This window comes from Lentzea sp. NPDC004789 (assembly GCF_053601075.1).
Genome location: NZ_JBSGBE010000017.1, coordinates 83,941 through 108,135, shown reverse-complemented (window position 1 = coordinate 108,135; position 24,195 = coordinate 83,941). Strand labels below are relative to the sequence as shown.

22 protein-coding genes and 1 pseudogene are annotated in these 24,195 nt (G+C 68.0%); 15 read left to right on the top strand and 8 right to left on the bottom strand.

Features of this window, described 5'->3' with window-relative positions:
- Positions 1 to 216: 216 nt before the first annotated feature.
- A pseudogene (locus ACWEIJ_RS32700) lies at positions 217 to 1,080 on the bottom strand (A/G-specific adenine glycosylase); the annotation flags it as partial.
- A gap of 78 nt (positions 1,081 to 1,158) precedes the next feature.
- The gene (locus ACWEIJ_RS32695) at positions 1,159 to 1,671 is read right to left on the bottom strand and encodes a beta-class carbonic anhydrase (protein ID WP_449841099.1); all 513 of its coding nucleotides are present in this window, start codon (positions 1,669 to 1,671) and stop codon (positions 1,159 to 1,161) included.
- A gap of 154 nt (positions 1,672 to 1,825) precedes the next feature.
- Here ACWEIJ_RS32695 and ACWEIJ_RS32690 point away from each other — a divergent pair, with 154 nt between their 5' ends.
- Complete coding sequence (locus tag ACWEIJ_RS32690) at positions 1,826 to 2,500, top strand: hypothetical protein (RefSeq protein ID WP_449841098.1); 675 nt, start codon at positions 1,826 to 1,828, stop codon at positions 2,498 to 2,500.
- Positions 2,501 to 2,503: 3 nt separating this feature from the next.
- Here the strand turns inward: ACWEIJ_RS32690 and ACWEIJ_RS32685 are convergent, their stop codons facing one another.
- Positions 2,504 to 3,607, bottom strand: a complete 1,104-nt coding sequence (locus ACWEIJ_RS32685) for a LacI family DNA-binding transcriptional regulator (protein ID WP_449841097.1) — start codon at positions 3,605 to 3,607, stop codon at positions 2,504 to 2,506.
- Between the two features lie 124 nt (positions 3,608 to 3,731).
- Positions 3,732 to 4,769, bottom strand: a complete 1,038-nt coding sequence (locus ACWEIJ_RS32680; protein ID WP_449841096.1) for a LacI family DNA-binding transcriptional regulator — start codon at positions 4,767 to 4,769, stop codon at positions 3,732 to 3,734.
- 220 nt (positions 4,770 to 4,989) lie between these two features.
- Here ACWEIJ_RS32680 and ACWEIJ_RS32675 point away from each other — a divergent pair, with 220 nt between their 5' ends.
- The 3 genes from ACWEIJ_RS32675 (at position 4,990) to ACWEIJ_RS32665 (ending at position 8,116) form a co-directional block, all read left to right on the top strand.
- The gene (locus ACWEIJ_RS32675) at positions 4,990 to 6,246 is read left to right on the top strand and encodes an extracellular solute-binding protein (protein WP_449841095.1); all 1,257 of its coding nucleotides are present in this window, start codon (positions 4,990 to 4,992) and stop codon (positions 6,244 to 6,246) included.
- Positions 6,247 to 6,341: 95 nt separating this feature from the next.
- Entirely contained in the window at positions 6,342 to 7,220 is an 879-nt protein-coding gene (locus tag ACWEIJ_RS32670; RefSeq protein ID WP_449841200.1) for a carbohydrate ABC transporter permease, read from the top strand.
- Positions 7,220 to 8,116 (top strand): sugar ABC transporter permease, encoded by an 897-nt coding sequence (locus tag ACWEIJ_RS32665; RefSeq protein ID WP_449841094.1) that lies wholly within the window; start codon positions 7,220 to 7,222, stop codon positions 8,114 to 8,116. Before ACWEIJ_RS32670 ends, ACWEIJ_RS32665 begins: the two co-directional genes overlap by 1 nt.
- On the opposite strand, the gene ACWEIJ_RS32660 is transcribed toward ACWEIJ_RS32665, so the two are convergent.
- Positions 8,113 to 8,460: a winged helix-turn-helix transcriptional regulator gene (locus ACWEIJ_RS32660; RefSeq protein WP_449841093.1), complete on the bottom strand. Its 348-nt coding sequence runs from the start codon at positions 8,458 to 8,460 to the stop codon at positions 8,113 to 8,115. The genes ACWEIJ_RS32665 and ACWEIJ_RS32660 overlap by 4 nt on opposite strands.
- Positions 8,461 to 8,545: 85 nt before the next feature.
- On the opposite strand from ACWEIJ_RS32660, the gene ACWEIJ_RS32655 reads away from it, so the two are divergent.
- The 11 genes from ACWEIJ_RS32655 to ACWEIJ_RS32605 all read left to right on the top strand — a co-directional run bounded on the left by ACWEIJ_RS32655 (position 8,546) and on the right by ACWEIJ_RS32605 (position 19,463).
- A complete protein-coding gene (locus ACWEIJ_RS32655; protein WP_449841092.1) occupies positions 8,546 to 9,304 on the top strand; it encodes an SDR family oxidoreductase in 759 nt (252 codons plus the stop codon).
- Positions 9,305 to 9,384: 80 nt separating this feature from the next.
- Positions 9,385 to 10,479, top strand: coding sequence for an ABC transporter ATP-binding protein (locus ACWEIJ_RS32650; protein WP_449841091.1), 1,095 nt, complete (start codon positions 9,385 to 9,387; stop codon positions 10,477 to 10,479).
- Between the two features lie 97 nt (positions 10,480 to 10,576).
- The gene (locus ACWEIJ_RS32645; RefSeq protein WP_449841090.1) at positions 10,577 to 11,449 is read left to right on the top strand and encodes a metal ABC transporter solute-binding protein, Zn/Mn family; all 873 of its coding nucleotides are present in this window, start codon (positions 10,577 to 10,579) and stop codon (positions 11,447 to 11,449) included.
- The gene (locus tag ACWEIJ_RS32640) at positions 11,446 to 12,237 is read left to right on the top strand and encodes a metal ABC transporter ATP-binding protein (RefSeq protein ID WP_449841089.1); all 792 of its coding nucleotides are present in this window, start codon (positions 11,446 to 11,448) and stop codon (positions 12,235 to 12,237) included. Before ACWEIJ_RS32645 ends, ACWEIJ_RS32640 begins: the two co-directional genes overlap by 4 nt.
- A complete protein-coding gene (locus ACWEIJ_RS32635) occupies positions 12,234 to 13,049 on the top strand; it encodes a metal ABC transporter permease (RefSeq protein WP_449841088.1) in 816 nt (271 codons plus the stop codon). Before ACWEIJ_RS32640 ends, ACWEIJ_RS32635 begins: the two co-directional genes overlap by 4 nt.
- Positions 13,050 to 13,152: 103 nt before the next feature.
- Positions 13,153 to 13,887 carry a GntR family transcriptional regulator gene (locus ACWEIJ_RS32630; protein WP_449841087.1) on the top strand — a complete coding sequence of 245 codons (735 nt, stop codon included), beginning with the start codon at positions 13,153 to 13,155 and terminating at the stop codon, positions 13,885 to 13,887.
- A 33-nt stretch (positions 13,888 to 13,920) separates the two neighbouring features.
- A complete protein-coding gene (locus ACWEIJ_RS32625) occupies positions 13,921 to 14,148 on the top strand; it encodes a 4Fe-4S dicluster domain-containing protein (RefSeq protein ID WP_449841086.1) in 228 nt (75 codons plus the stop codon).
- 11 nt (positions 14,149 to 14,159) lie between these two features.
- The gene (locus tag ACWEIJ_RS32620; protein ID WP_449841085.1) at positions 14,160 to 15,467 is read left to right on the top strand and encodes an ABC transporter substrate-binding protein; all 1,308 of its coding nucleotides are present in this window, start codon (positions 14,160 to 14,162) and stop codon (positions 15,465 to 15,467) included.
- Positions 15,467 to 16,231: an ABC transporter permease gene (locus tag ACWEIJ_RS32615; RefSeq protein ID WP_449841084.1), complete on the top strand. Its 765-nt coding sequence runs from the start codon at positions 15,467 to 15,469 to the stop codon at positions 16,229 to 16,231. The genes ACWEIJ_RS32620 and ACWEIJ_RS32615 overlap by 1 nt, the downstream gene beginning before the upstream one ends.
- 8 nt (positions 16,232 to 16,239) lie before the next feature.
- Positions 16,240 to 16,884 carry an ABC transporter ATP-binding protein gene (locus ACWEIJ_RS32610; RefSeq protein ID WP_449841083.1) on the top strand — a complete coding sequence of 215 codons (645 nt, stop codon included), beginning with the start codon at positions 16,240 to 16,242 and terminating at the stop codon, positions 16,882 to 16,884.
- On the top strand, positions 16,881 to 19,463 hold the full coding sequence (locus ACWEIJ_RS32605; protein WP_449841082.1) for a fumarate reductase/succinate dehydrogenase flavoprotein subunit: 2,583 nt from the start codon (positions 16,881 to 16,883) through the stop codon (positions 19,461 to 19,463). Before ACWEIJ_RS32610 ends, ACWEIJ_RS32605 begins: the two co-directional genes overlap by 4 nt.
- Before the next feature lie 297 nt (positions 19,464 to 19,760).
- Here ACWEIJ_RS32605 and ACWEIJ_RS32600 read toward each other — a convergent pair whose 3' ends face one another.
- From ACWEIJ_RS32600 to rlmB, 3 genes are all read right to left on the bottom strand, one after another.
- Complete coding sequence (locus tag ACWEIJ_RS32600; protein WP_449841081.1) at positions 19,761 to 20,999, bottom strand: GGDEF domain-containing protein; 1,239 nt, start codon at positions 20,997 to 20,999, stop codon at positions 19,761 to 19,763.
- Between the two features lie 441 nt (positions 21,000 to 21,440).
- Positions 21,441 to 22,664 carry an MFS transporter gene (locus tag ACWEIJ_RS32595; protein WP_449841080.1) on the bottom strand — a complete coding sequence of 408 codons (1,224 nt, stop codon included), beginning with the start codon at positions 22,662 to 22,664 and terminating at the stop codon, positions 21,441 to 21,443.
- A gap of 558 nt (positions 22,665 to 23,222) precedes the next feature.
- Positions 23,223 to 24,194: a 23S rRNA (guanosine(2251)-2'-O)-methyltransferase RlmB gene (rlmB, locus tag ACWEIJ_RS32590; RefSeq protein WP_449841079.1), complete on the bottom strand. Its 972-nt coding sequence runs from the start codon at positions 24,192 to 24,194 to the stop codon at positions 23,223 to 23,225.
- Position 24,195: the final 1 nt, after the last annotated feature.

Genomic DNA, 24,195 nt, shown 5'->3' with positions numbered 1-24,195 from the left:
CCGCGTCTGCGTCGAAGAAGGCGACCAGGGCGTGCATCAGCTTGTCCCCTCGTCGGATCGTTCAACAATCCCCGCGCTGGGCACGGGGAAGAGGCCGTCGTGGGATTGTTCAACGATCCTCTCGCCGGGCAGGTGAAAGAGCTCGTCGTCGGATTGTTCAACGATCCTCTCGCCGGGCAGGTGGGAGAGGCCGTCGTCGGATTGTTCAACGATCCCCTCGCCCGGCAGGTGGAAGAGGCCGTCGTGGGATTGTTCAACAAGTCCATCGGTCAACAAGGAGGCAAGGCACTTCTCCCGCTGCGTCACGTCGTGCCAGACGATGTCGAGCTGCGCCTTGGGCACCGGACCCGGTGCGCCGCGCAGCACGTCCAGCAGCTTGCCGCGCACCTGCCGGTCGGTACCGGCGAACTTCTGGACCTTCTTCTCCGGCCCTGCATAGGCAGGTCGTCCGGCGAGCTGCCACGCACACACGTCGTACAACGGGCAGTCGGCACACTTCTGGTTCTTGGCCGTGCAGATCAACGCGCCGAGCTCCATCAACGCCGCGGAGAACACCGCCGCGTCCTCCTGGCTCTCGGGCAGGATCGCCTCGACGTCACGGAGATCGCGCTTGGTCGACGGCGGACCCGCATCGCCCGCACCGTGCACCGCGCGTGCGACGACGCGCCGGACGTTCGTGTCGACGACAGCGCACTTCTGCCCGTACGCGAACGTGGCCACCGCACGGGCCGTGTAGCTGCCGATGCCCGGCAACGACTCCAGCGTCTCCACGTCCGATGGCACCACGTCGTCGTGATCGCGAGCGATGGCCGTGGCGGCCTCGTGCAACCGCAGCGCGCGCCTCGGGTAGCCGAGCTTGCCCCACATCCGCAGCACTTCACCCTGCGACGCCGCCGCCATCGCCGACGGCACCGGCCACTTCGCGAGCCACTCGTGCCAGATCGGTTCGACGCGGGCCACCGGCGTCTGCTGCAGCATGATCTCGCTGACCAGCACACCCCAGGCGGTGCAGTCGGGACGGCGCCACGGCAGGTCGCGGGCGGCGGTGTCCCACCAGCCCAGCAGCAACTCGTGATTCATCGCGCGCCATTCTCGCAAACGCACGCGGGGACCTTTCGTACTCTCGTGCAGTACGAAAGGTCCCCGCGTGCGGAAAGCTCAGGCGGCGGCGGTGTCCACGGCGTCGACCTCGCGGAGTTCGCCGGTGTGCACGTCGTAGACGAAGCCGCGGATCTTGTCCGTGTGCGGGATGAACGGGCTGCGGCGCAGCCGGGCCATCGACCCGCGCACGCTCTGCTCGACCACCTTGAACGCCTCGACGGCCCAGGTCGGGCGCAGGCCGGTGTCGGCCTCCAGCTCGTCCTTGAAGTCGTCCTCGGTCACCATCTCGAGGCCGCAGTTCGTGTGGTGCACGAGCAGCACCTCACGGGTGCCGAGCTTGCGCTGGCTCAGCGCCAGCGAGCGGATCATGTCGTCGGTGACGACCCCGCCCGCGTTGCGCAGCACGTGCGCCTCACCCTGCTTCAACCCGAAGATCTCGAACACCCGGATGCGCGAGTCCATGCAGGTCAGAATCGCCACCTGCAGAGACGGCTTGGGGGACGAACGGTCTCCGGGAACCACGTTCCCGAGCTCGTAGTTCCGCTTGAGCAGTTCGTCGATCGCGGTCATGACACCCTCCATGGCCTACCGGCGGACCTCGCGGCATCGATTGGAACCGGTGTTAGCACCCGTTCACAAGGGGTTTCCGGTCAATGTCACGTTCAACCGATCGAGCGATGCTCGCCTACCACTGGATTCCACCTGGTCCGGCTACGTTCGGGCCGTGATCGAGCCCACAGGACCGTTGCCGCCCGCGGTGTACTGGCGCCGCCGCATCGCCGCGATCGGTGCCGCGCTCGTCACACTCCTGCTCCTGATCTGGATCGTCGGCCTGTTCTCGTCCGACGAGCAGCCCGCACTGCCCACCAACGCGGCCGCGGCGTCGTCCTCGGACCCGCCGCCGAGCCTGTCCGAGTCGCCGGCCGCGTCGTCCTCCTCGACGACGCCGCCACCGCCGCCGTCCTCGACGTCGCCCGCGCCGCCGCCCCCGCCTCCCGGACCGCCGCAGCCGTGCGCGGACGACGTGATCGGGGTCGTGGCGAAGACGAACAAGCCCTTTTACACCATCGGTGACCAGCCGGAACTGTCGATGGACGTGGCGAACAACGGCCCGGTGCCGTGCATCAAGGACATCGGCCGCCAGCACCGCGAGCTGGTCGTGCTGACCGCGGACGGCGCGACGCAGCTGTGGTCGAGCAACCACTGCCTGGCGACGGCGGGGTCCGAGGTGCGGGTCATGCAGCCGAAGGAGGTCTTCAACTACGGCACGAAGTGGGCGGGCTCGACCTCGCAGCCGGGGTGCGGTGCGCACACCCGCGTCGGGCCCGGTGACTACCTGCTGGTGGCGAAGCTGGCCGGAAAGGCCAGCTCACCCGTGGTCTTCAGGCTGGAGTACTGAGCCTCACGGCCCGAACCAGCGCTCCTCGGCACCACCGCGCGGCGCCCCCGACGTCTTGCCGATGATCAGCTCGGTCGCGAGGTTGACCGACCGCGGCCGCGACCGCTCGTTCGTGTCGAGCAGCAGCTTGCCCGCCGCGCGGCCCTTCTCCAGCACCGGCTGGCGCACCGTGGTGAGCCCGGCCTCCTCGCCGGCGCGGATGCCGTCGAACCCGGTCACGGTGATGTCGTGCGGCACGCGCAGACCGCGCCGGGCGGCCTCGGTGAGCGCGCCGAGCGCCAGCACGTCCGAGGTGCAGATCAACGCGGTGACCTGCGGGTCGCGGTCGAGGACCTGGGCGGCACCGGACGCGCCGGAGGCCATGTTGTGGTCGAAGCGCTCGACCACCGGGACCTGGGACCAGTCGACGCCGGCCTCGCTGAACGCCTCGGCCAGGCCGGACAGGCGGTTGCGCTGCACGTGGAAGTGCGCGGCGTGCTGGCGTTCAGGGGTCACGAAACCGTCGTTGCGGTCGCGCGCGAGGCGCATGCACACGACGCCGATCCGCCGGTGCCCCAACGAGATCAGGTGCTTGGCGAGCTCGTACATCGCGCCGCGGTCGTCGATGCCGACCCGGTCGACGGTGCCGAGGTCGGGCTGGTCGCAGACGACCGTGGGGACGGGGCGCTCCAGCACCGCGGCGAGGTGCGGGTCGTCGTCCGGCACGGAGTAGACGACGAAGCCGTCGACGCCGGCGCGGTGGACGGACGCGACGTCCTCCCGTTCGGGGTTGGCCGGGACGAGCAGCAAGCCCGTTCCGGCGTCCTCGCACGCCAGCGCGAGGCCCTCCAGGAAGCCGATCGCGGCCGGGTCGCGGAACGCGTAGGAGAGGTTCTCGGTGAGCAACAGGCCCACCGCACCGGCCTTGCGCGTGCGCAACGAGCGCGCCACAGGATCCGGGCCGGGATAACCCAGCCTTCGGGCCGTGTCCAACACCCGCCGACGCAGCTCGGGCGAGAGCTGGTCGGGCCGGTTGTACGCGTTGGACACCGTTGTCCGGGAAACGCCCAGCTCAGCGGCCAGAGAGGCCAGCGTCGCCGGACGTCGCACATGCATCGACCGCGCCATGAAAGGACCGTAACGGTTCAGAACCAATTCGTGAAGCGAGGGTGACCTGTGTCCCTCAAATGACGCATCACCGCTGGTTGACCCATCTGCCTTGTTCAGAATATGGTCCAGACCACCTGGAGTCTCACTTGGGCGGGGCCGTCGACTCCCGCACGACCAGCCGCGGCCGGAACACGCGCGTGTAGTTGTCGGTGCCCTGCCTGCGGCGATCCGGGTCCAGGCGCAGCACGAGCTCGTCGATCGCCGCCGCCGCCATCTCGTCGATCGGCTGCGCCAGCGTCGTCAGAGCGGGTGATGAATAGGCGGCCAGAGGAATGTCGTCGAATCCCACGACGGACAGTTCGTCCGGCACGGAAATCCCTCGTTGGTGTGCCTCGCGCATGACGCCCAACGCCATGTGGTCGGACGAGCAGATCACCGCGGTCGGCCGGACCGTGTCGAGCAGCTGTCCCACCGCCACGCCACCACCCTCCGCGCTGAACGGCCCGTGCGCGACGTACTCCGAGCCCGCCGGCAGGTGGTTCTCCTCAAGAGCCGCGGCCCAGCCGGCGCGCTTCAACCGTGAGGGCAGAGAGCGCGCCGGACCCGAGACGAACCCGATCCGCGCGTGCCCCAGTTCGATCAGGTGCTTGGTGGCCGTGTAGCCCGCGAGCTGCTCGTCCACCGTCACGTCGGGCACGTCCAGCGCGGGCGTGGCACCGTTCAGGAAGACCATGTGGACGCCGTCCGCGAGGAGCTTCGCGTAGTAGCTCGGCTGCGGCGCCTGACCGAGCGGCACCTCGACGTTGGTGATCTCCGGTGACACGAACACCATGCCCTCGACCCCGCGGGCCAGGAGCATCCGCACGTACTCCTCCTCGCCCATCGGCGCGCCGCTGCGGGTGTTGCACAGCAGCGATGAGTAGCCGAGGCGGGCGGCCCGCGTCTCCAGCGCCTCGGCGAACGCGGGGAACACCGGGTTCGAGAGCTCCGGCACGAGCAGGCCGATCACGCCGGTGCGTTGCAGCGCACCGAGGCCGCGCGGGGTGTAGGGCATCTCCGCGAGCACCGACAGCACCCGCTGCCGAGTCTCCTCGTTCACACCTGCGCGCCTGTTGAGCACACGGCTGACGGTCGAGATGGACACCCCGGCTGCCCTGGCGATCTCGGACAGTCCGGACACGTTGCCTCCCTGGTCACCTCGGTTCGGCGCAAGCTTGCCGCGCTTAGAAAAATTTTGCAACGCGCGTTTGCAAGACGGTGTCGTTACGGCTTGGTTACGGTCGACATCTTGACCTGACCATGGTTCGGGTAGTGAAATCGCCCGCAACATTCTCGCAAAACCTTGCAACACCCTCATCTCGCTGGGAGATGAGGCCCAGCTGGAGGGAACGGCAGCAACGATGCGACGGACAACCCTCGTGACCGCCATGGCGACGGGTGTCGCCCTCGTGCTCACCGCCTGTGGTGGCGGTGGATCGAGCAGCAGCGGATCCGACTCGGGCGAAGTGACCTTCTGGGACACCAGCGGCCCCAACGAGAGCCCCGTGTTCACCAAGATCGCGAACGACTGCGCCTCGAAGGGCGGTTACAAGGTCAAGACCGAGACCGTCGCGTTCGACCAGGCGCTCAACAACTACAAGACCGCCGCGCAGGGCGGTCAGGGCCCGGACGTCTTCCGCTCCGAGGTCGCCTGGGTCGCGCAGCTCGCGAAGAACGGCCTCGTCGCCGACCTGAGCGACACCGACCTCGCCAAGGACACGAGCGACTTCCTCGAGGTCCCGCTGGGCTCGACGAAGTACGAGGGCAAGTCGTACGGCGTCCCGCAGGTCACCGACTCGCTCGCGCTGCTCTACAACAAGAAGAAGCTCGCCGACGCCGGCGTCGAGCCGCCGAAGACGTGGGACGAGGTCAAGGCCGCGGCCGCCAAGCTGGGCGGCGAGAAGTCGTTCTTCCTCAACAACGACGCCTACTACGCGCTGCCGTTCATCTACGGCGCGGGCGGCGACCTGGTCGACGCGGGCGCGAAGAAGATCGTGGTCAACTCGGACCAGAACGTGAAGGCGCTGCAGACCGCCAAGGGCCTGCTCGACGCCAAGGCCGCGACGACCGCGCTCGACCCGACGAACTCCTACGCGAACATGCAGGCCGCGTTCTCGTCCGGTGACGCCGCGATGGTCATCAACGGTCCGTGGGCCGTCGCCGACTACCTCAAGGGCACCGCGTTCACCGACAAGGCGAACCTCGGCATCGCGCCGGTTCCCGGTGACAGCGCGGGCAAGGGCAGCGCCCCCGTCGGCGGCCACGACTACGTGATCCGCCAGGGCACCAAGGCCAAGCAGTCGTCGGTCAAGTTCATCCAGTGCATGAGCTCGGCCGAGTCGCAGGCCCAGGTCGCGAAGGAGCTCGGCCTGCTGCCGACCCGCAAGTCCGCGTACTCCAACGCCGACGTGAAGGCCAACGCCGTCGTGTCCGCGTTCGAGCCGGTCGCCAAGGCCGCGCACGCCCGTCCGTGGATCCCGGAGGGCGGCCAGCTGTTCGACCCGCTGAAGATCGCCTACGCCGACGTCCTCGCCGGCAAGAAGGAGGCCAAGGCGGCGCTCGACGAGGTCGCCAAGGCCTACAAGGACACCGTCGTTCCCGAGTACTCGATCGGCTGATTCCTGACCGGGGTGGCCGGGCCTCCGGCCACCCCTTAGTCGGAGGGGAGAGATCGGTGCGCCGGTTCTTGGAACGGCACTGGTACGCGTACGCGATGGTCCTGCCGGTCGTGGTGGTCATCGCAGTGTTGGTGCTCTACCCGCTCGCCCAGGGCGTGTTCTTCACCTTCACCAACATCAACGAGGCCAACATCGCGAACCCGGTGCTCGACCGGCCGGCGACGTACGTGGGCGTTGGTTTCAAGAACTACCTGAACGTGCTGTCCGGCGACTCCTCGTACGGAGCTTTCTGGAGCACGCTGGTCCGGACGCTGATCTGGACCTTCGGGTGCGTGTTCTTCCACTACACGATCGGCCTCGGGCTGGCGCTGCTGCTCAACCGCGAGGTCAAGGGCCGCACGCTCTACCGCGTCCTGCTGATCCTGCCGTGGGCGGTGCCCGCGTTCATCAGCGCGTTCGCGTGGAAGTACATGTTCAACGCGCAGTACGGCATCATCAACCAGCTGCTGCGCGCGGCAGGCCTGCCCGACCCGGTGTGGCTGGGACAGTCCGACTGGGCGCTGTTCGCGGTGATCGTCGTCAACGTCTGGCTGGGCGTGCCGTTCATGATGGTCGCGCTGCTCGGCGGCCTGCAGTCGATCCCCGGTGACCTGTACGAGGCCGCCGAGATGGACGGCGCCACGCCGTGGCAGCGGTTCCGCCACGTGACGCTGCCGGGCCTGCGCTCGGTGTCGTCGACGGTGGTCCTGCTGGGCATCATCTGGACGTTCAACATGTTCCCGGTGATCTACCTGATCGCCGGTCCGAACCCGAACACCCGCATCCTCGTCACGTACGCGTTCGAGCGCTTCTTCTCCGGCGCCTCACGTGACTACGCGGTCGCGTCGACCTACGGCGTGCTCATCCTCTCCGTGTTGTTGGTCTTCGCCACGGTCTACCGCCGTGCGCTGCGCAAGCAAGGCGAGGTGTGGTGATGACGCTCGACGCTTCCTCATTGCAGGTGGTGCGCGCTTCGGACAAGCGTCTGAAGCGCAGCGACCGCTCGGTCCTGGCCTCGGTCGGCCTGCACGCGGCGTTGATCGTCGCGTCCGTGATCGCGGTGTTCCCGGTCTTCTGGGTGCTCGTCACGTCCTTCAAGCCGGACGCCCGCGCGGTGGAGACCACGCCGAAGCTGTTCAACGAGTCCTCTTTGGACAACTACACGCGGATCCTGGGCGGCGAGAAGGGCGCGTTCCTGACCTGGTTCGGCAACTCGGTGCTGATCGCGCTGCTGACGACGGTCATCGCGGTGTTCCTGTCCGCGACGACGGGCTACGCGGCGTCGCGCTTCCGGTTCCCCGGCAAGCGATCGCTGCTGATGTCGTTCCTCGTCGTGCAGATGTTCCCGTTCGCGGTGCTGATCGTGCCGCTGTACAACATCCTCATCGCGTTGGGGCTGCAGGGAACGTCGATCGGCCTCGTGCTCGTGTACTGCACGACCGCGGTGCCGTTCTGCACCTACATGCTCAAGGGCTACTTCGACACGATCCCGACGGACATCGACGAAGCCGGCCGCGTGGACGGGCTGTCGCCGTTCGGCGTGTTCTGGCGGCTGGTCATGCCGCTGGCCAAGCCGGGCCTGGCGGTCACGTCGTTCTACGCGTTCCTGACGGCGTGGGGCGAGGTGGCGTTCGCGTCCGCGTTCCTGTCGGCGGCGGACGACTCGAAGACGCTCGCGGTCGGCCTGCAGGTGTTCGTGCAGCAGAACCGGACCGAGTGGGGTCACCTCGCGGCGGCGTCCATCCTGGTCGCCATCCCCGCCGTGATCGTGTTCTACCTGGTGCAGCGATTCCTGGTGACCGGGCTGTCGTCCGGTGCCGTGAAGGGCTAGTTCCCGTCGTAGCGCAGCCTGGCCCGGTCCACCTCGGCCAGGTTGCGCTTCGACCACTCGGCGAGGTTGTGGAAGATCGGCGCGAGGCTGCGCCCCAGCTCGCTGATCTCGTACTCCACCCGTGGAGGAACCTCCGGGTGGTAGGTCCTGGTGATCAGGCCGTCTCTCTCCAGTTGCCGCAACCGTTGCGTGAGCACTTTCGGCGTGATGGTGCCGATCCTGCGTTCCAGCTCCACGAACCGTTGGCGGCCGTATTCGTTCAGCGTCCAGAGGATCGGTGTCGTCCAGCGGCTGAAGACCAGGTCGACGACCGGGGCGATCGGGCAGGCCAGCTCCGGCTCCATGGATAGTCACTTTCCTCTAGGTACCTACTAACTTCACGATGTTAGCTTTCCTCGGGATACCGAAGCAACGACTGAGGAGAAGCTCGTGATCGTGGTGACCGGGGCTACCGGCAACGTGGGACGCCCGCTGATGGAGTTGTTGGGGGACAAGGCTCGTGGGGTGTCGCGGCCGGAGGTGGACCTGACGCGTCCCGCTTCGCTGGAACCGGTGCTGGACGGCGCTGAGGCGTTGTTCCTGCTGTTCGGCGGTGATCTGCTCGGACCGGACACGGACATCGCCGCCCTGCTGGACGTGGCCAAGGCCGGTGGGGTGCGGCGGGTCGTGCTGCTGTCGTCGCAGGGCGCCGGGACGCGGCCGGGCATGATTCCGCACTCGCGGCTGGCGTCGTTCGAGGAGGCCGTGCGGCAGTCGAGTCTGGAGTGGACGATCCTGCGGCCGAGCGGGTTCTTCACCAACGCCTACGCGTGGGCCGGCGGGGTGGCCGCGGCGCCGTTCGCGGACGTGGCGCTGCCGTTCGTCGATCCCGCGGACATCGCCGCCGTGGCGGCGGTGGCGCTGCAGGGAGGTCACGAGGGGCGGACGTACGTGTTGACCGGCCCGGAGGCGATGACCCCGCGGCAACGGGCGGAGGTGCTTTCGCTGCCGTTCGTCGAGCTGTCCGTTGAGGAGGCTCGCGAGCAGATGCTGCAGTTCATGCCGCCGCCCGTGGTGGACGGGACGCTGACCATTCTCGGTTCGCCGACGCCGGAGGAGCAGCAGGTCAGCGGCCGTGTGGAGCAGGTGACGGGACGCGCGGCCACCCGGTTCGCCGACTGGGCGGCCCGCAACGCGGAGGCCTTCTGAAACGTAAGCGCTTACGTCTGTTCCCGTAAGCGCTTGCAATGCCTAACGTCGCGCCCAGACAAGGGTGAAAGGTGCGTCACATGGCTGAGGTGTCCTACGTCAAGGCGTCGCGGGTCTTCTCCGGCAACCCGCCGGTCCGTGCCGTCGACGAGCTCTCTCTCGAGGTGAGCGACGGCGAGTTCCTGGTGCTGGTCGGTCCGTCCGGTTCCGGCAAGTCGACCGCGCTGCGCATGCTCGCGGGCCTCGAGGACGTCGACGAGGGCGCCATCCACATCGGTGGCAAGGACGTCACGAACGTGCCGCCGAAGGGCCGGGACATCGCCATGGTGTTCCAGTCGTACGCGCTCTACCCGCACATGACGGTCGCGGAGAACATGGGTTTCGCGCTCAAGCTGCGCGGTGTCAACAAGACCGAGATCAAGGCCAAGGTCGACGAGGCCGCCAAGATGCTCGACCTGACCAAGTACCTGGACCGCAAGCCGAAGGCGCTGTCCGGTGGTCAGCGGCAGCGTGTCGCCATGGGGCGCGCCATCGTGCGTGAGCCCAGCGTGTTCCTCATGGACGAGCCGCTGTCCAACCTGGACGCGAAGCTGCGCGTCGAGACCCGCGCGAACATCGCGGCGCTGCAGCAGCGGCTCGGCACCACGACGATCTACGTCACGCACGACCAGGTCGAGGCCATGACGATGGGTCACCGCGTGGCGGTGCTCAAGGACGGTCTGCTGCAGCAGTGCGACACGCCTCGCGCGCTGTACGACCGCCCGGCCAACGCGTTCGTCGCCGGGTTCATCGGTTCGCCGGCCATGAACCTCAAGACCGTGCCGATCACGTCCGAGGGCGCGAAGCTCGACGGCATCATCGTGCCGCTGTCCCGTGCCGCGCTGGACGCGGCCGGTGGCCTGGACGAGGTCACCTTCGGCATCCGCCCGGAGGCGCTCGGCATCGTGCCGTCGGGTGAAGAGGGCATGGAGATGGTCGTCGAGCTGGTCGAGGAGCTCGGTGCCGACGCGCTCGTGCACGGTGCCGTGAAGATCGGCGACTCGTCGCAGCGCTTCGTGGTCCGCGTCGACGGCCGCACGCCGCCGACCCTGGGCCAGCACGTCAAGGTCGCCGTCCGCGACCACAGCGAGATTCACCTGTTCCACCCCGAGTCGGGCGAGCGCCTGGAGGCGTGAGTCACACCTGAAAGCCCCCGGCGTGACCGCCGGGGGCTTTTTCGTGTTCTAAACTGAACTCGACAACGGTTTCCATTACCTGATCGAGGTACGTGTGATGACTCTCCGCAACCTCCTGGTGGGCGCACTTGCGGTCGTGAGCCTTGCTGCCTGCGGTACGACGAGCACGCCCTCGGCGGACGGCGGCAAGATCAAGATCGTCGCGTCCACCAACGTCTGGGGCAGCGTGCTCAAGGCGGTCGGTGGTGACGAGGTCGACGTCAAGGCGCTGCTGGACGACCCGAGCGCGGACCCGCACTCGTACGAGAGCAAGCCCGCGGACGCCGCGCTGGTCAAGGACGCCAAGCTGGTCGTGTTCAACGGCGGCGGCTACGACGACTTCTTCGCCAAGCTGATCACCGGCGACGCCCAGAAGAAGATCGAGGCGTTCCCGCTGCGCAAGCACGACAAGGACGACAACGAGCACGTCTGGTACGACTTCGAGACCGTGCGCGCGGTGGCCGAGGCGGCCGCGAACGAGCTGGGCGCCGTCAAGCCGGACAAGAAGACGGCCTTCGAGAGCAACACCCAGCAGTTCACCGCCAAGCTGGAGGAGCTGGAGAAGAAGGTCGACGGCATCGGCAAGGGCAAGAAGGTCGTCGCCACCGAGCCGATCGCCCACTACCTGCTCGACTCGACCGGTGCCGAGGACGTGACCCCCGAGGCGTTCAGCAAGGCCGTCGAGGAGGAGTCGGACGTGCCGGCCGCCGCACTGGCGTCGATCAACCAGCTGGTCGAGGGCAAGCAGGCCAACGTGCTGGTCGACAACACCCAGACCGAGAACCAGGTCACCAAGCAGCTCGTCGAGAAGGCCAAGACGGCGGGCGTGCCGGTCGTCGCGGTCACCGAGACCCTGCCCGAAGGTGCGACCGGCTACCTTGACTGGATGAGCAAGCAGGTGAACGCGCTTTCGCAGGCGCTGAAGGCATGACCGCGATCTCGCTGCGCGGTGCCCGGCTGTCCTACGCCGACCGAGTGCTGTGGGACGGGCTCGACCTCGACGTCGAGCCCGGTGAGTTCCTCGCGGTCCTCGGTCCGAACGGGTCGGGCAAGACCAGCCTGATGAGGGTGCTGCTCGGGTTGCAGCCGCTGTCGTCGGGCACGGTGACGGTCGCCGGTGGCAAGGAGGCCGTCGGCTACATCCCGCAGCAGCGAGCGCTCGACCAGTCGATGACGTTGCGCGGCCGCGACCTCGTCGGTCTCGGCCTCGACGGCTACCGCTGGGGCCTCGGCCTGCGCCACCGCCGGGAGCGCAGGATCCGGGTCGACGCGGCCATCGAGGCCGTCGGCGCCACGCGGTACGCGGACGAGCCGATCGGCCTGCTGTCCGGTGGCGAGCAGCAGCGGTTGCGCGTCGCGCAGGCGCTCGTCGGCGACCCGGCGGTGATGCTCTGCGACGAACCGCTGCTGTCGCTGGACCTCGCGAACCAGCGGGTGGTCAGCGAGCTGATCGACAAGCGGCGGCGGGAGGCCGGCACCGCCGTGCTGTTCGTGACGCACGAGCTCAACCCGGTGCTGCCGCTGGTGGACCGGGTGCTGTACCTGGTGGGCGGCAGGTTCCGCGTCGGCACGCCGGAAGAGGTCATGAACTCCCGCACCCTGTCCGAGCTGTACCGGACGCCGGTCGAGGTGGTGCGCGTGCGCGACCAGATCCTCGTCGTCGGCGCGGGCGCCTGCGAGGAGCAGACCCACCACCTCACGGCGGAGGCCGCGTCGTGACGATCTTCGACCTGCTGGAGATCGACTTCGTGCAGACCGCGTTGATCGCGGCCGCGGTGCTCGGTCTCGTCGCCGGCGTGCTCGGCCCGTTCATCGTCACCCGCAAGATGGCGTTCGCGGTGCACGGCACGAGCGAGCTCGCGTTCACCGGTGGCGCGGCGGCCCTGCTGCTCGGCATCGGCGTCGGCTACGGCGCGCTGGCAGGGTCGATCATCGCCGCCGTGCTCCTCGGCGTGCTGTCGCGGCGGGAGAGCGACCGCGACTCGGTGATCGGCGCGATCCTGGCGTTCGGGCTCGGCATGGGCATCCTCATGCTGTCGCTCTACAAAGGACGTTCGAAGAACAAGTTCGGGCTGCTGACCGGGCAGATCGTCGGCGTCGACTCGACGGACCTGAAGCTGCTGGTGGTGTCGGCGATCGCGGTGCTGGCCGTGCTCGCGTTCATCTACCGGCCGCTGTTCTTCGCCTCGGTCGATCCGGACGTGGCGATCTCGCGCGGCGTTCCGGTGCGCTCGCTGTCCATCGTGTTCGCGGTGCTGGTCGGTGTCGCGACCGCGCTGAGCGTGCAGGTCGTCGGCGCGCTGCTGGTGCTGGCGTTGATGATCACGCCGGCCGCGGCCGCCATGCGCATCACCGCCTCACCTTTGCGCGCGACCCTTCTTTCCGTCGTTTTCGCGGAGACGGCGGCGGTCGGCGGCATTCTTCTGTCGCTGCAACCAGGGCTTCCGGTTTCCGCTCTCGTCACGGCGGTGAGCTTCGTGATATACCTCGTATGCCGAGGTATTGGGGCCGTTCAGCGCCGTTCCACCTGATGGACTGGCGTAGCTGCGGTCTTTTCCCTGCTTGGCGCGCTGACCAGGTGGCGTAACACGCCCGTAACAAACTGATCCTCTTTCTCCGTCCATGCTGTGGGCCATGAGCAGCAGCCCGCGATCCGAGCGGCGGTTGCGCGCCGACCGGGCGCGGCAGGCCGCCGACGTAATCCGTCAGCAGGTGGTGCGCCGTGCCTTTCCCAACGGCGTGCTGCCCGACGAACGCTTTCTCGCCGCCGAGTTCTCCGTGTCGCGCAACAGCATTCGCGAGGCGTTGGAACTGCTGCGCGAAGAAGGCCTCATCGACCGCGTGCCCGGCGTCGGCACGGTGGTCGTGGCGGACAAGGTCGAACACGGGCTGAACCAGTTGATGGGCCTCGCGGAAACCCTGCACGAACACGGGCAGATCACCAACGACGTGCGGGCGGCGACCGTGATCCGGGCGCCTTCCGTTGTCGCGCAACGGTTGCAGCTCCCGTCCGACTCCTCGGTGGTCTACGTCGAGCGGTTGCGGCGGCTGAACGGGCTGCCGTTGTCGCTGGACCTCACCTATCTCGCGCTGGACGTCGGCGAACCGCTGCTGGACCAGGACCTCGTCCACCGCGACATCTTCTCGTTGATCGAGCAGACGTCCGGGCAGCGGCTCGGGACGGCGTCGGTGGCGCTCGAAGCGGTCAACGCCGACCTGCACTCCGCGACCGTGCTGGAGGTGCCGCGCGGGGCGGCGCTGATGGTCGTGGAACGGCTGAGTCATTTCGCGACCGGGCGGCCGGTCGATCTGGAGTTCATCCGCATGCGCGGCGATCGCCTCACCATGCGCGCCGAAATCTGTCGCTGAACATTTCCCAACACATTCACCTGGAGTTGAGTCATGGCTCTGGTCAACAACCGTGCCGACGTACCGGTGACCATCGATGAATCCAAGTGCATTGACGGCTGTCGGCTGTGCGTTGACATGTGCCCGCTCGACTCGCTGGCCATCAACCCGGAGTCCGGCAAGGCCTACATGCACGTCGACGAATGCTGGTACTGCGGTCCTTGTGCAGCTCGCTGCCCAACGGGCGCCGTGACCATCAACATGCCCTACCTCCTGCGGTGAGAGGAAGATTCGTGAAGCGCTATTTGCTGGCCTCTGTTCTTCTGCTCGCCGCGTGCGGCACGGGCGAGGCGGCTTCGGGTGCGGAGGTCCCGGTGGTGATCGGCTACCAGTCGAAGACCATCAACACGGTCACCGCCGGGACGTTGCTGAAGGACAAGGGCTTCTTCGAGCAGCGGCTGGCCGAGCTCGGCAAGAAGACCGGCAAGACCTACAAGGTGACGTGGCAGGACTACGACACCGGCGCGCCGATCACCGCGCAGATGATCGCGGGGAAGATCGACATCGGGTCGATGGGCGACTTCCCGTTGCTGATCAACGGTTCGCGCACGCAGAAGCAGGGCGACGAGGGCACCCGGATGGTCGCGGTGACCGGGTACAACGCCCGCGGCGCGCTGAACATGGTCGTGGTGCCGCCCAGCTCGTCCGCTCGCACGCTGGCGGACCTGGCCGGGCAGAAGGTGTCGGCGAGCGTCGGGTCCGCCGGCCACGGGACGCTGGTGCGCGCGTTGGGCGACACCAAGGTGACCGTGGAGAACCAGCAGCCGTCGGTGGGCGCCTCGGCGCTGCAGTCCGGGAACGTCGCGGCGTTGGCGCAGTTCGTGGCGTGGCCAGGTGCGCTGGTGTTCGCGAACCAGGCCAAGCTGCTGTACGACGGTGCGGCGCTGAACCTGCCGACGTTGCACGGGACCGTGGTGCGCAATCCCTTTGCGCAACAACAGCCCGAGGTGTTGCGCGAGTTCCTGCGGGCGCAGCTCGACGCGACGAAGTTCTTGCACGAGAAGCCTCTTGAAGCGGCGGAGATCGTCGCTCGGGCGACGTCCCTGCCCGTCGAGGTCGTGTACCTCTACAACGGGCCGAACGGCATCGCGACGTTCGACCTGTCGCTCAAGTCGGTGCTGCGCAAGGCTTTGCAGGACGATGTGCCGTTCCTCAAGTCGATCGGCAACATCGACGAGCTCGACGTGGACAGGTTCATCGACGACAGGCCGTTGAAGGACGTCGTGGCGTCGACCGAGGACCTGACGAACCCGGCGTCGCTCGGCGGTGACCCGAAGGTCGCGAGCGAGGCGTGGTTCGAGGGTGCCGCGCCGCAGGCCGTGGCTTCACCGACGGCGTTGCTGAAGCTGGTGAACTCCAGCGGCCAGAAGCTGCGCGCCGGGTACGTGCCGGACACCGAGACGGGCACGCGGTGGTTCGCCGACCACGCGTTCTGGGTGCGGTCCGGCGCGGACCTGCTGCCGTTCACGACCGAGGCCGCCGCCGCGAAACGCGGTGCCGTCCTGACGTTCCAGCAGGCGCTCTCCTTGGCGGGCAAGTGATGCGCTGGGTGTTGCGGATCGGTTCGCTGGCGGCCGGCCTGGTGCTGTGGCAGGTGCTGACGGCGTCGAACGTGCGGGCGTGGCTGCGGTTCGACCAGCTGCCGACGGTCGTCGAGGTGGCCCGGCGGTTCGCGGTGCAGGTCGGCGCCGCGGAGTACTACCACGACCTGGGCAACAGCCTGGCGCGGATCATGACGGGCTTCCTGCTGGCCGCGGTCCTGGGCATCGCGCTGGGCGTGGTGATCGCGCGCTCGGCGTGGCTCGGCGACGTGCTGCGGCCGCCGTTGGAGGTCGTCCGGCCGATCCCGGCGATCGCGCTGGTGCCGATCGCGATCCTGCTGTTCCCGACCGATGAGCAGGGGATCGTGTTCATCACCTTCATCGCGGCGTTCTTCCCGATCCTGGTCTCGACGCGGCACGCCGTGCGCGCGCTGCCGACGATCTGGGAGGACGCGGTCCGCACGATGGGCGGCTCGCGGTGGCAGGTGCTGTTCCGCGTGGTGCTGCCCGGCACGTTGCCCGGCGTGTTCGGCGGCCTGTCGGTCGGCATGGGCGTGGCGTGGATCTGCGTGATCTCGGCCGAGATGATCTCCGGCCAGTTCGGCATCGGCTACCGCACCTGGCAGGCCTACACGGTCGTCGACTACCCCGGCGTGATCGTCGGCATGGTCACCATCGGCCTGCTCGGCTACCTGACCTCCGCCGCTGTCGAACTGCTCGGTCGCCGCGTCACGCGGTGGTTGCCGCGGGAGGCCCTGCGATGAGCCTGAGCGTGCGTTCACTGACCGTCGGCTACGGCCGGTCCGCGGTGTTGGCCGACTTCTCCCTGGCCGTCTCGTCCGGCGAGTTCGTGGTGGTCGCGGGGCCTTCGGGCTGCGGCAAGTCGACCCTGCTGCGGGCGGTGGCGGGCCTGATTCCCTTTTCCGGCGCCATTTCCGTGGACGGCGTGGCCGTGCGCGGGCCGTCGCGCGACCGGGCGCTGGTGTTCCAGGAGGACGGCCTGCTGCCGTGGCGCACTGCTCTGCGCAACGTGGAGCTTCCGCTTGCCCTGCAAGGGGTTCCGCGCTCGCTCCGGCGTGCCCGAGCGATGGAGTGGCTGGACCGCGTCGGACTGGCGGGCTTCGAGGGCTACCTGCCGCGGGAGCTGTCGGGCGGCATGCGTCAACGCGTGCAGCTGGCGCGGACGCTGGCCCAGCAGCCGTCCGTCGTGCTGATGGACGAGCCGTTCGGCGCATTGGACGCCCAGACGCGTTCGTCGATGCAACAACTGGTGACCGAGGTGCTGTCCGGCACCACAACCCTGTTCGTCACGCACGACGTCGACGAGGCCGTGCTGCTGGGCGACCGCGTGGTCGTCCTCGGCGCCGGCGAGGTCGAACGCCGGCGCGACGCGATCCTGGCGGCGGTGAAGGCATGACTGTTGAGCTGTCCTGCGACGTGCTGGTCATCGGCGGCGGCACCGCCGGTTCGATGGCCGCGATCACCGCGGCCGAGGCCGGACGGTCCGTGCTGCTGCTGGAGAAGGCGCACGTGCGCCACTCCGGCGCGTTGGCCATGGGCATGGACGGTGTCAACAACGCCGTCATCCCCGGCAAGGCCCGCCCGGAGGACTACGTCGCCGAGATCACCCGCGCCAACGACGGGATCGTCGACCAGCGCACGATCATGCAGACCGCGACGCGTGGCTTCGAGATGGTGCAACGGCTTGAGCGTTACGGCGTGAAGTTCGAGAAGGACTCGTTCGGCGAGTACAACGTCCGCCAGGTGCACCGGTCCGGTTCCTACGTGCTGCCGATGCCCGAGGGCAAGGACGTCAAGAAGGTCCTGTACCGGGTGATGCGCGAACGGCGGCTGCGCGAGCGCCTGCGCATCGAGAACCGGGTGATGCCGGTGCGGGTGCTGGTGTCCGAAGGACGTGCCGTCGGCGCGGCCGGCTTCAACACGCGCACCGGCGAGTTCGTGACCGTGTCCGCCGGTGCCGTGGTGCTGGCCACCGGTGCTTCCGGGCGGCTCGGACTGCCGGCTTCCGGCTACCTGTACGGGACTTACGAGAACCCGACCAACGCCGGTGACGGCTACTCGATGGCGTACCACGCCGGGGCCGAGCTGTCCGGGATCGAGTGCTTCCAGATCAACCCGCTGATCAAGGACTACAACGGGCCCGCTTGCGCGTACGTGGGCAATCCTTTCGGGGCGTACCAGGTCAACGCGCTGGGGGAGCGGTTCGTCGACTGCGACTACTGGTCCGGGCAGATGATGGCCGAGGTCGCCTCGGAGATCGCGTCCGCCCGCGGGCCGATCTACCTGAAGACCACGCACCTGCCGGAGGAGTCGATCTCGGCGTTGGAGGGGATCCTCCACTCGACCGAGCGGCCCTCCCGCGGGACTTTCCACAGTGGACGCGGGCACGACTACCGGACGCACGACATCGAGATGCACATCTCGGAGATCGGCTTGTGCGGTGGGCACTCCGCTTCCGGCGTCTGGGTGGACGAGAACGGCCTGACGACCGTGCCCGGCCTGTACGCGGCCGGCGATCTCGCTTGCGTGCCGCACAACTACATGATCGGCGCGTTCGTGTTCGGTGATTTGGCCGGGGCGCACGCTTCCTCGCACTTCGTGCCCGGATTGCCGTTGCCCGCCAATCAGGTGGCGGAGGCGTCGGAGTTGATCTACCGGCATTCTCGGCAGCCGGACGGGCCGCCGCAGCCTCAGGTCGAGTACAAGCTGCGCCGGTTCGTGAACGACTACGTCGCTCCGCCCAAGACCGCGACGAAACTGTCGTTGGCGCTGGAGGCCTTCGACCGGATGTCGGCGGAGATCGCCGAGATGGGGGCGCGGTCGCCGCACGAACTGATGCGGTGCGTGGAGGTTTCGTTCATCCGGGACTGCGCGGAGATGGCGGCGGCCTCGTCGTTGATGCGCGACGAGTCGCGGTGGGGGCTGTACCACTCGCGCGTGGATCTTCCGGAGCGTGACGATTCGCGGTGGTTCCATCACCTGAACCTGCGGAAGAACGCGCGCGGGGAGATGGAGTTCATCAAGCGGCCGGTTTCGCCTTATGTGGTGCCGGTGGACGGGGTGCCGCATCGGGCCGGGTCGGTTGAGTTCCTCGGGGTGCGGTCGGCTTCGGTTGCTGCTTCTGCGGTCGAGTCGGTTGCCGATGCGGTGGCGGTGGAGTCTGCGCGGGTGCTTGAGGTTCTGGGGTTGGTCGAGGCTCAGCCTTCGTTGGAGGTGTTGGAGCCGTATCTCCTGGATGCGGACGTGACCGTGCGGCGGGCGGCGGTTTCGGTGTTGACCGAGGTTGTGCCTGCGGGGTTCGAGTTCGCGTTGGTGCGGGCCATGGCTGACGACGGGGTTCGGGACGTCGCCGCGGCCGGGCTGCGGGAGTTGGTCGAGGTCGTGCCGGCCTCTGATGCTTTGCGGGAGGCGCTGGAGTTGTCGCCGGCTCGGGCGGTGGCTCTGGAGGTGTTGTGGGCGTTGAAGCTCGGTACGGCCTCGGTTTATGCGGCTGGGCTTTCGTCTGAGGATGTCGAGGTTCGGTTGGCTGCGGTTCGCGGGCTGGTGGCTTTGGGGGAGGACGGGCTGTTGGCTTCGGCGGCCGCGGATCCTGCTCGTGAGGTTCGGGTGCAGGTCGCTCGGGGGATTCGGGATGTCGACGTGCTGGTCGCGTTGAGCCGGGATTCGGATTCGCTGGTGCGGGCGGCGGCGTTGGAGGCTGCGCCTCGGATCGGGTGGCCTGCCGGGTTGGTGGCTCGGGCTGGGGAGCTGGTTTCGGATCCGGCTTGGGAGGTTCGGGTCGGGGTGGCTTGGGCTGCTGGGGAGTCGGAGGTGGTGGTCGGGCTGTTGTCGGATTCCAATTTGGACGTTCGGAAGGCTGCGGTTCGGGCTTTGGGGCGGTGGGGTGAGGATGCTGGGGTTGTTTTGGCGTTGAAGAGGGCGCTGGGGGACTCTGACGCCGATGTTCGGGCGTATGCGCGGATGGCGTTGGGGTGACGCGGGTGGTCGGCTTGCGTTGGGCTTTCGGGGCTGCGCCCCGGACCCCGCCAATCTGATCAACGACCGGCCAGCGCCGCACGCGGGTAGATGGCACGCCGGTTGCTTGGTTTGGTCGCGGTGTGACGGGACCACCCCACCGGGTTCGTGTGGAAAGACGGCTCGGCTTCGCCTTCGCGGATGATCAGCGCGCGGTTGAGGTGCGTGCGTGCGTGGTTTTGCTCAGTGTCAGACCCGCTCGGTACGTTTGGTCGCGGGGGAGCCGAAACTCAAGGGGACCCCTGCGGCAGCGTGGCGTCAGGCGGTGCGGGACGTGATCGGCTTGGTGATGTCGTCCTGGCGTGGGGCCGGCATCAGGCGCGGCGGGATGTCCAGGCCTGCCACGCGGACCTGGTTGCGGCCGTTTTCCTTGGCCTTGTAGAGCGCGGCGTCTGCGGAGTGCTGGGCGGTGGCCATGTCCGGGCCGTTGTCCGGGATCACCGCCACGCCGATCGAGGCCGAGATCGCCTGCAGGGATTCGCCTTCTGGTTCCTGGGGCTGGGTTTCGCGGCCGTAGAGGGTGACCACGTTGCGGTGCTTGTCGGTGGTCGGGACGGCCAGGTTGCCGATGGCCTCGCGGATGCGTTCGGCGATGGTCACGCCCTGGGCCACCGGGGTGTCCTTCAGGGCTACTACGAACTCCTCGCCGCCGTCGCGGCCCGCCACGTCGCCCGGGCGGAGCTTTTCGCGCAGGATTCGGCCCACTTCGGCCAGGACCGCGTTGCCGGCCGGGTGGCCCCAGGTGTCGTTGATGCGCTTGAAGTGGTCCAGGTCGATGACCAGGACGGTCATCGGTTCGCCGTCGATTCGGCAGCGTTCGGCCAGGCGGCCTGCGTATTCGGCCAGGCCGTTGGTGTTCAGCAGGCCCGTTCGGTAGTCGGTGTGGGCGTCTGCGGCGAGGCGTTGGTGGAGCTGTTCCTGTTCGCGCAGCAGGCGTTCCAGGTGGGCTCGGCGTTCGCCTGCGCGGGAGAGCAGGGCGTTCACGAGGATCACCGGCACTACCAGGAGCAGCGGGCCCACCCAGTGGGAGGTCATGAGCATGCCGAGCATGGCGCCGGCGCCGAGGGTGCTCATCTCCAGCATGTTGTCGATCTTGGAGCCGAGGAAGTCCAGGACCTTCGAGTTCGGGGTGACGATCTTGAAGGCGACCGCGACGGTCATCACCTGCACGAACCAGTAGAGGACGGCGGTGATGGCGAGGACCAGGACCAGGCCCAGGTCGGTCGGGACGTTGCCGGTCGCTGCGAGAGATACACCCGAAAGGTGGACCAGCGCCCAGGAGAGCAGGGTCGAGGCGAGCATCGAGGCGGTGCCGAAGACGAAGCGGTACGGCTGGCGGCGGGCGATCGGCTGGATCAGGATGCGCATCCAGATCGTGGCGATCACGGCAAGACCACCCGGAAGAGCTACGGCTGCGGCGAAGGTCCACACCGAGGTGAGGTCGATGTGGGGGCCGGAGGCCTCGTTGCGGCGGGCCTCTTCCGCTCTGCGTACCACGGTCAGGTGAATTGTGATCGCGGCGATGAGCGCGCCGAAGCGGAGCCAGTCCGAGGTCGAGACGGACGTGAGCTTCGTGAGGAGCCAAATGGAGGCTACGATCACGGCCGCTTCGAGCACGAAAAAGTACGCGATCGCACTAGGCGCAACGGTCCAAAGGTCCCAGTTGCGAATCGGAGTCAAGCCGAGTGCCCGCGATCGCCTGCGATCAGTCAAACTGTTCTTCACCACGACCCCCTACGCTCATGGCACATCATGAGCAAAGCCGCCGCTGACCAGGTCGTAGACCTACCGCGCTGCCGCTCGTTGCAACGAGGAGGTGCCTTCCATGTGCAACCGTGACTTCTGACGCCGCCTCTCTCTTCGCGACCCGACTTCAATCGCACCTCTAGATCATCAGGTGCCCCTGGTACGGATATCGCTATTGGTGACCGTTCTGTTTCAGATTGCCACCGCCTTCGTGTCGTTGCGACCGCGTGCGCGTCGCCAGGCGATGGTGGCTTGCGTCGCCAGCAGCAGCCCGACACCTCCCGCTCCCGCGATCGTGGCCGTCACCGAGCCGATCGAATGGGCGACGACACCGGCCAGCGCCATTCCTCCGCCCTGGCTCGAGCGCAACGCAGCGCGCCCAATGCCATAAGCCCTTCCTCGGTACTCATCGGGCAGCAGCCGCATCCACGCCGAACGAGCCGGTGTGTGATAAGCGCCCCCGATACCGGCAATCACCAGTAAAACGATCGTCCACGTCAGGTTCGGCCTGAGCGCGAACATGATCAATGGTGCCAGTGACAGGATCGCAAGAGGACCGATCAACCGTTCACGTTTTGCCGGATCTCGCACGAGACGGAACAACAGCGCCACGCCCAGCACGTTCGCCGCGGGTTCAATTGCGAGGATCAAGCCCACCGCCCACACCGCGTTCAGGCTTGCCGCGAGGGGGACCGCGAGACCTTCCGGGACCATCGCGAGGCCCGCGAGCAGCCGGACGCCCAGCAGGGTCCGCAACCGCGGCTCGGCCACCATCAACGTCAGCGCGCCGCGCGGCTCGTCGTCCTTCTTCTTGCGGCCCAGCGGGTCCGCGGCCGGACGGTGCTTCACCGACACCTGCACCAAGATCGCCAGCAGAGCGAACGTGCCGGCGTTGATCATGAGTGCCACGCCGGGGTTCGTGCGGGCGACCAGGAAGCCGGCGGCGGCGAGGCCCGCCATCTGAGCTATGTCGACGGACGTGCCGAAGAGCGCCACGCCGTCGTCGTAACGGCGTGGCGGGAGAACGTGCGGGAGGCTCGCCTCCTGGGCCGCGAGGTACGGCGACGAGATCGCCAGGACCACCACGAGCAGCACGATCATGGCCCAGAGCGGCATGCCCGGAATGGCCATCGCGGCCATGAGCACCGCCTGCAGCCAGGCCGTCGTCACCATTACCGTGCGTCGCGGGAACCGGTCGGCGACCCAGCCGAGCAACGGGCCCGAAATCAGGGGTGGGAAGAGCGTCAACGACCAGGTGAGGGCCGTCCACGCTGCGGAATGTGTTCGCTCGAATACGAGCAGTGACAATGCGACGGCGGCGAGTTGGTCACCGGCGGTCGAAGCGGTCGAACCGATCCACATGGCGCGGAACTCACGCAAACCGACGAGCTCGCGGAGAGCGCCGCGGGTCGTCATGCGGGTCCTCGGAGCACCGCGCCACGCGCGCGGCGAATCAGCACGTCCTGATTCGCTCTACGCCGAGTCACGTCGCCCCCGCCGGTGGTAATCAATTTCTATCGACAATCACGGTAGAAGCTGCCTGACCGTTCAACGTCTGTCCTACCACAGTGTGTACCTAAACGGAGCAGGCCAGTTACCTAAAGTAGTTACAATAGCGAAACGCGGGGCTGATCTTCTTCACAGTTGACCTGGGATTCGCCTGATTGGACCCCAAATGGTCACGCCCCGTGTCAACCGGTGCCAAACGGGTGTGGGGTGCTCGGCCAACCGGTCCAACCCGCTCCGACTCCTGCCTGTAGAACTGGCAATTGGCGAACACGGGAGAACGTACCCGCGCTCGGGAGTGCCGCGGAATGGGCCACGCCGTTTGTCATGGCAGTCACCCGCAAGCCCTTGGCAAGAGGGTAGATCGGCGTTTCCCCGCCCGCTGGGCGAAACCGGTTCAGCGGACAGGAAAACGATCACTAACGTCGGCGAATGGACGCCGTTAGCGTCACGAACTAGCCGATATCGTCAGGCCTTGGCCGCGATCCGGCGGCGCCGGGCGACCTCGGCCAGCACGACACCGGCCGCGACGGACGCGTTGAGCGACTCGACGCCGGAGGCCATCGGGATCGACACGGTCTGGTCGCAGGTCTCCTTCACCAGACGGCCGAGGCCGCGGCCCTCCGAGCCCACCACGACGACCAGCGGGCCGGTCGCGAGGTCCAGACCGTCGACGTCCACGTCGCCGTCGGCGTCCAGCCCGACGATCATCAGGCCGGCCTCCGCCCAGTCACGCAGCGTGCGGGTGAGGTTCGTGGCCATCGCGATCGGCAGCTTGGCCGCCGTGCCCGCGCTGGTCCGCCAGGCGACCGCCGTCATCGACGCGCTGCGCCGCTGCGGCAGCACCACGCCGTGGGCACCGAACGCGGCGGCCGACCGCACGACGGCACCGAGGTTGCGCGGGTCCGTCACGCCGTCCAGCGCCACCAGCAACGGCGGCTCGCCGGCGCGCTGGGCGAGTTCGAGCAGCTCGTTCGGCGTGGCGTAGTCGAACGGCGGCACCTGCAGGCCGAGGCCCTGGTGCATCGCCCCGCCGGTGATCCGGTCGAGTTCGCCGCGGGCCACCTCCAGCACGGAGATGCCCCGGTCGGCGGCCAGGCGCACGGCCTCGGCCACGCGGTCGTCCGCGTCGATGCCCAGCGCCACGTACAGCGCCGTCGCCGGCGTGCCCGCGCGCAGGCACTCCACGACGGGGTTGCGGCCCGCCACGGTCTCGGCCTGGGCCTTCTCGGTCTTCTGGCGCCGCTGCTGCTTGACCGCCTCGGTCTTCGCGACGGCCTTGGCCCGCTTGTACGCGGGGTGGTTCGGGCGGTCCGACGCCTTGGGGGTCGGGCCCTTGCCCTGCAGCCCCTTGGACTTCTGCCCGCCGGAGCCGACGACCGCGCCCTTCTTCGAGCCCGGATTGCGCATCGCGCCCTTGCGCTTGGAGTTGCCAGCCACG